Source organism: Streptomyces sp. NBC_00829 (assembly GCF_045161795.1).
In the GTDB taxonomy this organism is placed as follows: Bacteria; Actinomycetota; Actinomycetes; order Streptomycetales; family Streptomycetaceae; genus Streptomyces.
Window position 1 is genome coordinate 7383429 of the sequence record NZ_CP108867.1, and the last position, 14165, is coordinate 7397593.

Here is a 14165-nt window from a genome sequence, read left to right on the forward strand (position 1 = left end):
AGCCTGTGCTTGTTTGGCGAAGGCCACGGAAGGCGATCTTGGACCTGGAGCGGTCGCCGAAGAACCTCCCGGCGTAAGGGGAGTGGTCCCCCGCCACACCGACGCCTGCCGGCTCCAGGAAAGGGAGACCTACGGCCTGGGGAAGTAAGCAGACGACGGGCCGAGGACCGGCCGGCTCCTGCGAAAACGCCCACCCGGATCGGCGAACACGAGACCGTGGTGGAGTGCCCCATCATCCCGTCCTCCTGCGGACAGCTCCCCTGCAGGGGGAGACGACCTCGTCGCTGATCTGCCGCATCGCGAGCCGCTACGGGATGGAAGCGAAGGTGTTGCGGTCGTGCTGGCAGTGGCGCAACTACCCGCCGGGGCACGACGGCGGGGGCGCGCGGGCCGACGCCGAGGTGCTGCTGAACGCAGCCTGACGGCAGCTCCTGGCAGTCCTGTGCGGCGTCGAGGAAGACGTCCTGGCGCGGGCGTTGCCGTCCTGGGGACAGGAGGACGCCAAGCTGTCGGCCGGAAAGAACGGGGTGCCGGCGGCGGCGTGGCGGACCGGGGGCGCGGTCGCCGGGCCGGTGGCGTTCGGCTGCCGCCTGTGCGCGGCCCGGCGCACGGGGACGGCCGTGCGGGTCGTGCGGTACGCGCCGCGATGGGAGCGGGTGTGCGCCCGGCACCGGCAGTGGCTGCTGGACTCGGACGCCGACCAGGTCCTGGAGCACCTCGATCTGCGCGGCGTGCCCGAGGTGGTCGCGGCGCAGCGACGGTGGGCTAAGGTGGCGCGGCGTGCAGTGCGGGCTGGGGTGGAGCCGGAGAAGGTGTTCATGCTGGCGCATGCGGTGGTGCGCGGTGGTGGGAGCAGGCCCTGTACTGGGAGCGGGAGGTGATCTGGCCGTACCGTCTGCACCAACTGGCGGGCGGCAGCGTGGGCGGCGAGTTGGCGTGGTGGCGGATCGTTGGCCGGGACGCGGCCGTCTTCCCGGAAGTCGTGGCTGTGGCGGGAGCGCTGCTGGAGCCGGCGCCGACCGAACTGGCCTGGCGGGCAAGCGGGGGGACGCGGCCTCGGGTGCGGGGCGGGGACGACCCGCTCTGCCACCGGCTGGGCGAGCGGGTGGACCGGAACTGGCTGGGGCCGCTGGCCGCGGCCGACTACGGCGGCCCGCTGAGCGGCTGGAGGGGCGCGATCGTGCGCGCCCGCCGCGGCGGCGGGCCGCCGGGGTGGCGGGACGATCCGTGGCATCTGAAGCTGGAGCAGCAACCCGAAACGATGGCCGGCCAGCTGCGTGTCATGGCGGCGGAGGCACAGGCAGGCGGCTCGGGCACCCGGTGGCTCGCCAGCCTCGTCCAGGCAGTCCTCACACTTCATCTGGCCAGCCCAAAGCGAAGACTGCGTTCCCCACCCCATCGACGGTTTCAGCAGGCTGCGCCCGGTCCCCGGCGGCGCCGTCGGCACCCTCTTCAGACCCGTCAAAGACGGCCGACCGATTCGTTCCCATAGGAGACCATGCTTGCTGAAGGATCCACACCTGCGGGCAGTGCCACGTCACACCCGGTCATACGGCGACTGACCGGCGGCCACGTTGTACTGGACCCGGTCGCCGGTGCGCCCGCCGTGCGGTGTCGCTCAACGACGCCGCACGGTCGGTGGGGCGTCGTTCCCGGCACCCGCAGGGAGCAGAAATTCCCCGACCAACTCGTGAACCTTGCGTTCGCGTCCTATCTGATGGCGATGGCACCGCCGTTCCTGGTCGCTTCACCCAACAACAGCACAGGCCCGAAGTACGGCCTCGAAGGGTCTGAATATGACATCACTGGCGAACCCGATACCTTTTGACCGCACCGGCATCCCCGAGCCGGTCCTCGACTCCGCCCCCCACCTGATCGAGCTCTACTGGACAGCATGGGCGATGGCCTGGGACCACGTGGTCGAGCGCGACGGCGTCGCACGGTCACCGTACATGGACGAGGGATTCGATCCGGAGACCATCTGGATCTGGGACACCTGCTTCATGGCGCACTTCTGCAAGTACGCGCCACAGAGGTTCCCCGGCATCGAGAGCCTGGAAAATTTCTACCAGGTGATGTATGACGGAGCCGCGTCGCCGCTGTCCATCCAGCATCCCGACAATCCGCCACTGTTCGCCTGGTCAGAAGAGGAATACGCACGCCACACAGGCGACGTGGCGCGCGTTGCACGCATCCTCGAAGGAGGCTATCTGCAAAAACACTTCGCCTTCTTCGACGCAGTCCAGCCGGGATCGGTCTTTCCTTACAGCATCGTCCCTACCGCTGTCGAGCGTACCGACCGGGGGTACCTCTGGAACGGTATCTGCAGCGGTATGGACAACACGCCTCGTGCCAGTGAGCTGACGGAGCACGGCACTTACGGCGACATCCTCTGGTCGGACGCCGCAGCGCAGCAGGCGCTCTCCGCACGCAGCATCGCCCGTCTCGCCGAACTCGTGGGAGACCACGGGCTCGCGGGCGAATTCCGAGCCCGTCATGCCGAGTTGGTGAACCTGGTCGACGACTTTTGGGATCCGGAGGAAGGGATGTACTACGACCGTGCCAGCACTGCGCCCTTCGACTTCCACCGGGTGAAGACACCTGCCGCGTACTGGCCACTGCTGGCGGGCGCGTCCAGCACAGAGCAGGCTGCGAAGCTGGCTGACGCGCTGGAGGACAGTGCCGTCTTCGGCGGTGACGTGCCGTGGCCCTCCGTGGCACGCGACGACCCCGCGTTCCGGGCCACAGGGCACTACTGGCGCGGCGGGGTCTGGATCCCCTTGGCCTACATGAGCGGCCGAGCACTCGCCGACACCGGACACGCCGCTACGGCGGCCCGCGCGGCACGGCGGCTCCTCGACCACATGGCCAGGACGTACTCCGATTACAACCCGCCGACAATCTGGGAGGCGTACTCTCCGAACCGCCCCGCACCATCGACCGGCAAGGACGACCAGTACATCGTTCGCCCCGACTTCTGCGGCTGGTCCGCTCTCGCACCGATCGCCATGCTCATCGAGCATGTCCTCGGCTTCCGGGTCGATGCGATACAGAACGAAGTGGTCTGGACCCGCCCCGGTGGTGTGGCCGGCATCCGCGGCCTGTGGTGCGGCACGACGTCCCTGAGCGTGACCGACGACGGAGAAGGTCTGCTGAGCGTGCAGACGAACGGACCACTCCGGCTCACCGTCGACGGCACAGCCTACGACCTCACTGCGGGCTGCCACACAGTGCGCACGGCGACATGAGGGCGCACCTCAGACATACCCTCAGACGATGAGTGCGACGGTCGGGGCTGCCTGGGCGACCGCACGGCGCTGTCACGTTGTTGGATGCGTGTGTTTCTGACGGTGCGTCGGCACGTGGTGGAGCCCGTCCGGGCCTGGGCTCAGGCCGTGGTCGACAGGCCGGAATCGCCGGTGATCGCGCCGGTGAACGTCCCTCGCGCCTGCTCCAGTTGCTCAGCATTGCGCCGATCGACCGACCTTGTTGCTGGATCCGGACACCGCTGAACAGGAGCGAGATCCGGATGACGTGCATTGTCCCCCCTTGATCTGCGGACGGTTATCAAGAGGAGCGCGCGGACCTTCCTGCCCTCGCATGGGTCTGTCAAACGAGCGGCCGTGTCTCACATTCGGTGGTGACGGAGGGTTGCCAAGGTCGTTGACATTCACGTGCGAGATGTCAACGAGCTTGTAGATGTGGTGTTCTCGGGGCTGATACCGCTGGTCATCGAGGACGTGACCGACGAAGGCGAGCGGATCCTGGTGCGAGCACGGACGCCGGCGGACATGGTGCCGTGCCCGAGTTGCGGGGCGCCGTCCGGGCGGGTGCATGGCTTTCACCTGCGGACGGTGGCCGACGTACCGGTGGGCGGGCGACGGGCAGTAGTCCGTGTGCGGGTGCGGAGGCTGGTGTGTCCCACGCGAGGCTGTCGGCACACCTTCCGTGAGCAGGTGCCTGGGGTACTGGAGCGATACCAGCGACGCACGGCCCGTCTGACCAGGCAAGTCAAGGCCGTGGTCAAGGAGTTAGCGGGCCGGGCCGGGGCTCGTTTGCTGGCGGTACTCGCGGTGGGCGTCTCGCGGCACACCGCCCTGCGGACCCTGCTGCGTATCCCACTGCCCACCGGCCGAATACCCCGCGTGATCGGTGTCGACGAATTCGCTCTGCGTCGGCTTATCTCGAGCCGCCCGAAGGGCGTCCTTGATGTTGTGCACGACGCTGTGAGCCTCGGTGTTCTTCGTGGTGGACGTGGTTATCTGCGGCCGTCCAGCACACAGAACTCCGGGAGGGAACATGCTGGTTCAGCGTGTCGTGTCGCCGATGACGCGGCAGGAATCGTGGACGGTCTTGGGTGACGACGACGTACCGGTGGCGCCGATCGAGCGGTACTTGTCGTACCTGACGGACATCGAGCGGTCGCCGAACACGGTGAAGGCGTACGCGCACGACCTCAAGGACTACTTCGACTTCCTGTCCCAACAGGATCTGGACTGGCGCGAGGTGCGGCTGGAGGACCTCGGCGAGTTCGTGGCTTGGCTACGCCGTCCGCCCCGGGCCCGCAGCGGCAACGTGACGGTGCTGCCGTCGGTCGAGGCCCACTGCACGGAGTCGACGGTGAACCGGAAGCTCTCGGCCCTCTCCGCGTTCTACCAGCACGCCGCCCGGCACGGCGACGACCTGGGTGAACTGCTGATCACTTGGCAGCCGGCCCGACGACAGCGCGGTTCATGGAAGCCGTTCTTGCATCATGTCAGCAAGGGCGGTCCGGTCGCCCGCCGCACGATCAGCCTGAAGGCGCCGAAGAAGCTGCCCCGAGTGCTGACCGCCGTCGAGGCCCAGACCGTGCTCGATGCGTGCACCCGACTGCGCGACCGGTTCCTGTTCGCGGTGCTGCACGAGAGCGGAGTGCGGATCGGCGAGGCACTCGGCCTGCGCCACGAGGACATCGCAGCCGCCGAACGTGAACTGTCCATCGTCCCGCGCCTCAACGACAACGGCGCCCGCACCAAGTCCCACCAGCCTCGCCAGGTCCCCATCAGCGCCGAACTGGTGCGTCTTTATGCCGACTACCTGCACGGAGAGTACGGCGACCTCGACTCCGACTACGTCTTCGTCAACCTCTTCGCCCACCCGCACGGCCGCCCCTTGTCCTACGCCGCCGTCTACGACCTAGTCCGACGAGTGCGCCGCATGACCGGGATCGACTTCGACCCGCACTGGTTCAGGCACGGGGCGGCGACCAGGATGCTGCGCGACGGGGTGCCCATCGAGGTGGCCTCCAAGATCCTCGGGCACGCCGACATCACCACCACGCTCGACGTCTACGGACACCTGACCGTCGAGGACGCCCGCCGCACCCTGGAAGAGGCGGGCTGGTTCACCGGACGGGAGGTCACCCTGTGACCGCAGGTCAGGCCGACGCCTCGAGCACCGAGTCCGCACCCTGGGACTACCCGGGCGGACTGCGGGAGAAGCTGATGGCGGCGGTCCGTCCCGAATCGCGGGCCGACATCTGGTTCATCGAACCATCCGACCCGGTCTTCGGCGGCGTCCCCTGCCAAGTCAGCGCCTGTCGGCGGGCGGCCCGGCTGCACGATCTGTGCGAGGGGCACTACCAGCGCTGGAACAGCCAAGGCCGCCCGGACAAGGGCGAGTTCGCCGAGGAGACATCCGCCTCGCTACGCGGGCACGGCGTCCTTCCGGCCTGCCGGGTCGAGGGCTGCGGATACGGCAGGAACAGCACCGGCCTCTGCGTCGCACACGTACGCCAGTGGCACCAGGCGGGCCGGCCCGAGATCACCGCCTGGCTGGCCTTCCGGCGGCCGGTCACCACTCCGGCGCCTCACGGCCAGTGCCGGATTGCGGGCTGCGAGCTGTGGTCCACCGCCTACGCTCCGCTGTGTGTGTCGCACGCGGAACGGTGGCGGGTGGCCGGCCGCCCGGACATCGAGGAGTTCATGGCGGCGCTCGAGTCCGCCCCGCACCACTGCGAGATGATCGCGTTCCTGTGTCTGCCGCCGCGGCTGAGGCTGGAGATGCAGTACGTCCTGCAACAGCGCCGCGACGAACAACAGGCCCGACTCACACCCAAGTTGGCCCGGCACTCGATCAACGTCCTCGCCGCCACCGGCATGAACTCCCTGCTGGAGTGGCCGGAGGAGCTCTGGCGTGAGCGGCTGCGGACGGCCCCCGGCGCCCGCAAGGCGTCCAGTGCCTTCCTCACCTATGCCCGTCGAGAGGTGGAGAACCTGCACTACGGCGCCGGCTGGGACGTCGAATTCCCCCGAGACATCTGGCGCCTGCGCAACCTCGGCATCACCGGAACCCTGGCCCACCTGCACTTCACCGCGATCGAACAGCCCTGGCTCAAAGACCTTGCCAAACGCTGGACGCGATGGCGCCTGACCTGCGGACTCAGCCTCGGCACCGTCGGAGCCGGACTCGCGGCCGTCACCCGCTTCGCTGCCTTCCTCGCCCGCCCCGAACTCGGCGTCACCGGCCTGGCGAAGGTCAACCGGGCGGTGCTGGAACGCTACCTCGCCGAGTTGCACGGCCTGGGCGGCAGCACACACCACCACCAGCGGATCATCGGCCAGCTGGGCATCTTCCTCACCGACATCCGCCGTCACCGCTGGGACACGACCCTGCCCACGGACGCGGTGCTGTTCACCGAGGACGTCCCGCGCGAGACCAAGCGCCTGCCGAGGGCCCTGGCCGAGCACGTCATGGCCCAGGTCGAGGACCCGGCGAACCTCGACCGCTGGCAGGACCCCGCCTACCGGCTGATCACCCTCATCCTGATGCGCTGCGGACTCCGCCTCAAGGACACCACACGGCTGCCCTTCGACTGCCTGGCGCACGACGCCGACGGCGCCCCCTACCTGCGCTACCTCAACCACAAGATGAACCGCGAGGCCCTCGTCCCGATCGACGAGGAACTCCAGCAGGACATCAGCGACCAGCAGCAACGGCTTCTCGAACGCTGGCCGTCCGGCATCCCGGTGCTCTTCCCCAGGAAGCTGAAGAACGTCCACGGCACCGAGCCGATGAACGGCGGCACCTACCGCCAGGTCCTCACGCCCTGGCTGGAACGCTGCGACGTCCGTGACGAGCAAGGCCGCCCCGTCCACCTGACGCCGCACCAGTGGCGCCACACTCTGGGCACCCGGTTGATCAACCGAGACGTCCCGCAGGAAGTCGTACGCAAGATCCTCGACCACGACTCGCACGAAATGACCGCCCACTACGCCCGGCTGCACGACACCACCGTCCGCCGTCACTGGGAGAAGGCCCGCAAGGTCGACATCAATGGCGAGAGAGTCACGCTCGACCCCGACGGTCCGCTCGCCGAGGCTGCCTGGGCCAAGCAGCGCGTCGGCCGCGCCACCCAAGCCCTGCCCAACGGCTACTGCGGTCTGCCGGTGATCAAGACCTGCCCGCATGCGAACGCCTGCCTGACCTGCCCGATGTTCATCACGACCCCGGAGTTCCCACCCCAGCACCGCCAGCAACGCCAGGAGGTTCTCCAGATCGTCACGGCCGCCGAGGCACGGGGCCAGCAGCGGCTCGTCGAGATGAACAACCAGGTCCTCGGCAACCTCGACCGGATCATCACCGCGCTCGACCAGGACAACGACCCGACACAGGAGGTGGTTTCCGATGCGGGCTGACAACAGCTCCCACCTCGTCGTCTCGGCCCGTCGGCGCCACGAGCTGACCCGCGCCAAGACCGTCAGAGCCCTCCGCGAACTCGACATCGCCGGCGCTCCGGTGACCTTCGAAGCCGTCGCACGAGCCGCGGAGGTCTCCCGCTCCTGGCTCTACACCCAGCCCGACCTCCGAGCCGAGATCGAACGGCTGCGAGCACTCGACCGCCGCCCGCTGCCAACGCAGGCGCCCGCACGACAACGCGGCAGCGACGCCTCGCTCGCCCAACGACTGGAGATCGCCCTGGCCCGCAACCGTGACCTCACCGAGGACAACCAGCGGCTCCGCCGCCAACTTGCCCACGCCCTCGGGCAACTCCGCTCCGCCGGTCTCCCCGTCCTCGAAGGACCCACCGCACCACGACACACTTCCGTCACGATCGGCCCCTGCTGACGCCACTCACGAACGACTGCTCTGTCTCGTCAACGACACCGTCCTCGACGAGACAGAGCAGGTCACAGTCCTAGACAAGCGATCAGCTCGAGATAAGCCGGCGCCACCGCTATGCCACCGTGATCATCGATGCCGAGACCCACGAGCGGATCGACGTGCTGCCCGACCGCACGGCCGACACCCTGGAAGCATGGTTACGCGCTCGTCCGGGCGTCAAGGTCGTCTGCCGCGACGGCTCCGCGACTTATGCCGAGGCCATCCGTCGTGCTCTGCCCGACGCGGTGCAGGTTGGTGATCGCTGGCATTTGTGGCACAACCTGTGCGAAGCCGCGCTGAGCGAGGTCAAGGCGCACAGCACCTGCTGGGCCACCGTCCTGGACGCGCCCCTCTACGACGGCCCCCGTGCACAGACCACCCTGGAACGCTGGCACCAGATCCACGACCTGCTCGACCAGGGCGTGGGCCTTCTCGAATGCGCCCGCCGTCTGCAACTGGCCCTGAACACCGTCAAACGCTACGCCCGCGCCGATCGGCCCGAGCGGATGCTCCGCGTCCCCAAATACCGCGCGAGCCTTGTCGATCCCTACCGCGAGCACCTGCGCAAACGCCGGGCCGAAGACCCCGCCGTCCCGGTCAAGCACCTCTTCGAAGAGATCAAAGACCAAGGGTTCACCGGCTGCCTCAACCTCTTGCACAAGTACATCAACCAAGGCCGCGCGGACGCCGACCGCAGCCACATCTCCCCGCGCAGACTCGCCCGCATGTTCCTCACCATGCCCGACAACCTCAAGGCCGAACATCAGCACCTACTGGACCGGCTCATCGCGGCCTGCCCCGAGATGACCCAACTCGCCGTCTGCATCAGGGACTTCGCCCAGCTCCTGAAGCCTCACCCAGACAATGCCGACGCGCTCGAGACCTGGATCACCCAGGTCCGCACCGCCGATCTGCCGCACCTGCATGCCTTCACCCGAGGGCTGGAGCGAGACCTCGACGCCGCGATCGCCGCGTTCACACTCCGCTACAGCAACGGCCCCACCGAGGGCGTCAACACCAAGACCAAGCGGATCGCCCGCCAGATGCACGGACGAGCAGGCTTCACCCTCCTCCGCCACCGCATCCTCCTCGGATAGCGACACTCTCCGTCACCACCGAATGTGAGACAGGGCCGCTCGTTTGACAGACCCCCTCTGGCGAACCCTCAGAAACCCGCCCACAGCACACCCCGACGACACATCATGACGCAGGACCGGACGACAATCCGGCACAAGAACCGGCACCTTCATGGCCGGCCTGCCTCTGCAGGCTTCATCAGGCGCGCTCGACGGAGAACAGAGCACCCGCGAGCGGTGGCGGAACCTCATCACCGCACGGCGCGGCCGCACTCCGGTGATCTGACATTGGACGCCACGCCGCACAGCGAGAAACTCTCAGGACAGCTCGCCGGGCGCGTGCTTCACCCTCTGTACTGCCCGGGCCATATGGTCCCGACAGCTTCCGTGGATGGCAGTCCTCCTGGCCGTCTTCTCGGGCCTGTCTGCGGCAGTAGTCACCTCGGCCCCTCAAATCGTCCCCGGGTGGCGACTGAGTTCCGACGTCTCGCGCCATGGGATCCAAGGCGAGCAAGGGTCTGCGTATCGAGCGAATCCACACCGCCCCCAGCGTGCATCCGTGCGGACGACCGGGTCGAGCCGAAGGACGCCGATGAGTTCGAGGGGCCGGGGACGTGGCCATAATTACGGCGGCGGAGCGGGAACGCCGCGTTGGCCGAGCCAGCCTACGGTCACACCATGACCGAGCCCTCAACCTTCCCTGCGGCCGTCACCTTCCACCAAGACGGATTCGCCTCGATCCATGATCTCCTGTCGCCCGCCGAGGTCGGCGCCTACCGTGAGATCTACGACCTCTTCATCAATGGCGACATCGCCTGCGGTGACAAGCGCTCCGATCTCGGCGCCGGAAGCAGCCGCAAGAACGGTGCCGTGGAGAACATCACGCAGATCATGTGGCCGTCGGTGCTGTTCCCGCCGCTGCTGGACCTGCCGCTGCACGCGCGGGCCCTGGCGGTGGCGCGGGATCTGATCGGTGAGGACGCCGTTCTCGACTTCGACATGCTCATCGACAAGGCTCCGCACACCGGCGTGCCCACGCCCTGGCACCAGGACGCCGCCTACTGGGTGGGGCTTCCCGACACTCGGGCAGTGTCGATCTGGGTGGCGTTGGACGAGTCAGTCCTCGACAACGGCTGCATGTGGTACGTCCGCGGCTCCCACGAGACCCCGCTGCGGCCCCACTGGCCCGCCGGATCCGGCAGCGGTGCGCTGCAGTGCGAGTGCTCCGAGGATGAGCCCGGCGCCATGCCCGTACCGCTGCCGCCGGGATCCGCTGTCGCGCACGCCGGCGGCACACTGCACTACTCCCGAGGCAATCTCACCAACGGGCACCGTCGTGCCTACATCCTCAACTTCCGGCCCGCGGAGATGATCCGGCTGGAACGGGAGAAGGGCATGGACCACGGGCTGAGCAGCAACGAACGCGTCGTGCGCAACGGGGGCGCCCAGTGACGCCTGGCAGTCAGCGGCAGCCCGAGCCCTGGGCGCACCACGGGATCGCGACCCTTGCCGACGGCAGGCTCGTGACCTTCGCGCCCGACAACAGCCGCATGCAGATCAAGGACCCTGGTGGACGGCTGCTCGCTGAGCGTCCGACAGCTGCGGTCACTGCCCACGGGGTCACGGTGGCCTTCTCAGACGACGACGGCGAGCTTGTCTGGGTAGCTGACACCGGCTCCGGACCCCGCCCTGACGGCCACGGTGGCTACTTCCCCTGGTACGCCCCAGGTCACGGCAGGGTACTGGCTTTGCGGCTGGACGGCAGCGTCGCGCGTGAGCTCGGCCTGCCGCCGCTACCGGTCTACGAGAGTCAGCGGTTCGAGCCGACTGCCGTCCTTCCCCTTCCAGCGTTCGACCAGATCTGGGTCGCCGATGGCTACGGCGCCGGCCTGGTCCATCGCTATGCCACGTCCGGGGATTACCTGGGCACGGCCCCGGCAAGCCACGACGCCGCGTTCTGCTGCCCGCACGCGATGGTGCAGTTCGCAGACGAGGTGCTCATCGCCGATCGGGAGAACAACCGGCTGGTGATCGTCGATTCCGAAGGCCGGTTCGTCCGCACCCTTGCCGACGGCCTGCGAAGACCCAGCTGCCTGGCAATCCATCGCGATGCCGTGGTGGTCGGCGAGCTGTCGGCGTCGGTCGCCCTGCTGGACTTCGACGGCCGCGCGATGAGGCGCTTCGGGGCGGACGAGACGACAACGGTACGGCCGAGCTGGCCCAACGCGCTGGACTGTGACGGGGTGACCATCGCCCCGCCGCGTAGCGTCGAAGGCGGATTCAACAGTCCGCACGCGGTGGCGGTCGACCACACCGGCCAGATCCACGTGGTGGAGTGGCTCATCGGCGGACGGCACCTCCGCTTCGACCCGGACGACGCCCTGCCGCCAGCCCTGCTGTGACTGGTCCGGTTGTGTTGCAGGCGACCACCCCGCTGCACAACCGGACGTCGCTCTATCCACAGAAGGCTAAAGTCCAGACTGTTCAACGCTCCCCCGCCGTGAAACGATCAGTCCCCTGTCTTCAGCCGAAAACGGCGACTATGGCCCTTCCCTTCAACGACCATGTGAACCTCCACCAGACCGCGGAGCGCACGGTGGTCGATCTGTCCGCTCTCGGCCTGGCACCGTTGCTGGCGCTAGGCAGCTACCGGTACCTGCGCGCCCACGTGCCGCGTCCCCCGGACCGCCACCGAACCATGGTCGTCCTCGCCCTACCAATGCGCGGGACGTTTATGTTCGATGTCGACGGTGCCGAGCACCCGGTCTGCCCCGGCCAGATCATCCGCGTCCCGCCCGGTTGCGCCTACAGCACCGGCACGGAGGCCGAGCCGCGTGGGGCACTGATCTGGCTCATCGCCCGAGCGGCCGCCGACTCCGGTCCCGAAGACCTGCGCCGGGCTCTGGGGGTTCTCGCCGACCCAGCGGGACCGCTGGTCGTTGCCGTGGACGAGGTGGCCCGGGACGGACTGGACCGGGCGTTGAGCTGGGCCGACCGCCCCCGCGACTGGATCGATGATGCGCTGCTGCATCACATGGTCATCTCGGCTGTCCTGGGAGCGACCAAGGCGTACATGAACGCCGAGTCCCCGGTGTCCTGGCCGCACCAGGGTATCGCCCGGGTCCTGGCCTGGATCGAGGAGCATCTCACCGAGCCGGCCACCCCTGCGGAGCTCGCTGCCCTGGCCGGCCTGTCCACCAGCCAGTTCTATGAGGCGTTCCGCGTCGCCACCGGAACCAGCCCGAAGGACTACCTGCTGCGCCGCAAGACTGAGTACGCCCGCCAGTGGCTGCAGGACGATCCCACAGTTCAGGTTACGGCCGTGGCCCATTCCCTGGGGTTCTCGACCTCCCAGCGGTTCGCCACCATCTTCCGCCGCTACCACGGTGTCTCGCCGACCGCATGCCGGACAACACCTAAAGGCCTCGACGGCACCGCGTGAATTTCCGGTGGAGGAACGGGTACGCCAAGCTCCACGGCTCTCCGTAATCTCGCCGCAAGGCCGAGAAAGACAAGCCAGGTCACTGACGCCGAACTCCCCGACCTGGACAGCTGCGCGGCAACCCGGTCGAAGGGCTCCAGCTCACCGTCGGCCATGCCGCAGTCCCGCTCCATCGGGAGCGCCATCCTCTCGACTCGCGTGCCCGTCACCACCAGCCGTTCACCAGGGGAACCCATGCCCAGAAACTCGCGCGCCCTGCGCGCCGCCGTCGGAATATCAGTACTCGGTGTGTCCGCTTGCGGGGGAGGGACGGGCGGCACGTCCCAGAACGCCGACGGTAAGACCGGCAGCGTCACCTCGATCAAGCTCGTGGCCGCGGAGTACTCGAAGGACCACACAGCAGCGTTCTGGAAGAGCTTCGCCGCCACGTACAAGAAAAAGTACGGCATCACCCTGGACGTGCAGATCGTCAACTGGAACGACCTGGCCCAGCAGGCCACCACGATGATCCAGAACGGCAATCCGCCGGACATTCTGAACATCAACTACTACTCCAGCTTCGCCAAGGATGGCCTGGTCTACAGCGCGGACGAAGTGCTGCCCGCCTCGGTGCAGTCGGATCTTCTGGATGCGTTCAAGACCAGCGGCACTTTCAAGGGCAAGCTGTACGGTCTCCCGGACCTGTCGTCGGCGCGGGCGCTGTTCTACAACAAGACGCTGTACGCCAAGGCCGGTATCGCCAGCCCGCCCACCACCTGGGACGAGTTCGAAGCAGACGCCAAGAAGATTCAGGCGCTCGGTGGCGGGGTCGTCGGCTACGCCGAGCCCCTTGGCCCCGAGGAGGCACAGGCCGAGTTCTCCATGTGGGCGTTCAACAACGGGGGCAACTGGAAAGACGCCTCTGGCAAATGGAGCATCAACTCCGACGCCAACGTCAAGGCACTGCAGTTCCTGAAGAAGCTGTCGGTTGAGGACAAGGTCACCCAGAACAACCCTGGCAAGACCAACCGCACCGACGGCGCGTTCCCCTTGTTCACCAGCGGCAAGGCCGGAATGGTCGTGGGATTCGGACCGCTGTCCGCACAGTTGGACAAGGACAAGAGCGTCGACTACGGCATCGCGCCGATGCCCACCGCGGATGGCTCGGCCCCACGCACCTACGGCGTCACCGACTACCTGGAAGCCTTCAAGAAGCCCGGCAACCAGCAAGCCGTGAAGGACTTCTACGAGCTCTACTACCAGCCCGACCAGGTCAACACCTGGATCAAGTCCGAGGGCTTCCTGCCGGTCACCAAGTCGGGCCTGAAAGTCTTCAAATCTGAAGCGGCCCTCAAGGTGTACCTGGACACGCTGCCCAACATCATCCTGACCCCGAACCAGGACCCGAGGTGGGACAAGACCCTCACCGCGGTGCAGCAGAACCTCGGCGCGGCGGTAGAGCCGAGCGGGGACCCGAAGGCGGTCCTGGACCAGCTGCAGCAGACCGCCGAAGCAGGCGGCTGACC

At 67.7% G+C, this 14165-nt stretch carries 12 protein-coding genes and 2 pseudogenes; all 14 read left to right on the forward strand.

What is annotated here, in order from left to right:
* Nucleotides 1-224 precede the first annotated feature (224 nt).
* The 14 genes and pseudogenes from OG293_RS33170 (at nt 225) to OG293_RS33235 (ending at nt 14163) form a co-directional block, all read left to right on the forward strand.
* Nucleotides 225-422, forward strand: coding sequence for a hypothetical protein (locus OG293_RS33170; protein WP_406002426.1), 198 nt, complete (start codon nt 225-227; stop codon nt 420-422).
* A 54-nt stretch (nt 423-476) separates the two neighbouring features.
* Entirely contained in the window at nt 477-881 is a 405-nt protein-coding gene (locus OG293_RS33175; RefSeq protein WP_406002427.1) for a hypothetical protein, read from the forward strand.
* Entirely contained in the window at nt 878-1492 is a 615-nt protein-coding gene (locus OG293_RS33180) for a hypothetical protein (RefSeq protein WP_406002428.1), read from the forward strand. Before OG293_RS33175 ends, OG293_RS33180 begins: the two co-directional genes overlap by 4 nt.
* 6 nt (nt 1493-1498) lie before the next feature.
* Nucleotides 1499-1828 carry a hypothetical protein gene (locus OG293_RS33185; RefSeq protein WP_406002429.1) on the forward strand — a complete coding sequence of 110 codons (330 nt, stop codon included), beginning with the start codon at nt 1499-1501 and terminating at the stop codon, nt 1826-1828.
* Nucleotides 1797-3248, forward strand: a complete 1452-nt coding sequence (locus OG293_RS33190; RefSeq protein ID WP_406002430.1) for an MGH1-like glycoside hydrolase domain-containing protein — start codon at nt 1797-1799, stop codon at nt 3246-3248. Before OG293_RS33185 ends, OG293_RS33190 begins: the two co-directional genes overlap by 32 nt.
* 456 nt (nt 3249-3704) lie before the next feature.
* A pseudogene (locus tag OG293_RS33195) lies at nt 3705-4178 on the forward strand (transposase family protein); the annotation flags it as partial.
* A gap of 121 nt (nt 4179-4299) precedes the next feature.
* On the forward strand, nt 4300-5409 hold the full coding sequence (locus OG293_RS33200; RefSeq protein WP_406002431.1) for a site-specific integrase: 1110 nt from the start codon (nt 4300-4302) through the stop codon (nt 5407-5409).
* On the forward strand, nt 5406-7676 hold the full coding sequence (locus OG293_RS33205; RefSeq protein WP_406002432.1) for a tyrosine-type recombinase/integrase: 2271 nt from the start codon (nt 5406-5408) through the stop codon (nt 7674-7676). The genes OG293_RS33200 and OG293_RS33205 overlap by 4 nt, the downstream gene beginning before the upstream one ends.
* Nucleotides 7666-8106 (forward strand): DUF6262 family protein, encoded by a 441-nt coding sequence (locus OG293_RS33210; RefSeq protein ID WP_406002433.1) that lies wholly within the window; start codon nt 7666-7668, stop codon nt 8104-8106. The genes OG293_RS33205 and OG293_RS33210 overlap by 11 nt, the downstream gene beginning before the upstream one ends.
* 80 nt (nt 8107-8186) lie before the next feature.
* Nucleotides 8187-9239: pseudogene (locus tag OG293_RS33215) on the forward strand (ISL3 family transposase); the annotation flags it as partial.
* 657 nt (nt 9240-9896) lie between these two features.
* Entirely contained in the window at nt 9897-10670 is a 774-nt protein-coding gene (locus OG293_RS33220) for a phytanoyl-CoA dioxygenase family protein (protein WP_406002434.1), read from the forward strand.
* Complete coding sequence (locus OG293_RS33225) at nt 10667-11620, forward strand: hypothetical protein (protein ID WP_406002435.1); 954 nt, start codon at nt 10667-10669, stop codon at nt 11618-11620. Before OG293_RS33220 ends, OG293_RS33225 begins: the two co-directional genes overlap by 4 nt.
* A 140-nt stretch (nt 11621-11760) precedes the next feature.
* The gene (locus OG293_RS33230) at nt 11761-12660 is read left to right on the forward strand and encodes a helix-turn-helix domain-containing protein (protein ID WP_406002436.1); all 900 of its coding nucleotides are present in this window, start codon (nt 11761-11763) and stop codon (nt 12658-12660) included.
* Nucleotides 12661-12894: 234 nt separating this feature from the next.
* Entirely contained in the window at nt 12895-14163 is a 1269-nt protein-coding gene (locus tag OG293_RS33235) for an extracellular solute-binding protein (RefSeq protein WP_406002437.1), read from the forward strand.
* The last annotated feature ends 2 nt before the right edge of the window (nt 14164-14165 follow it).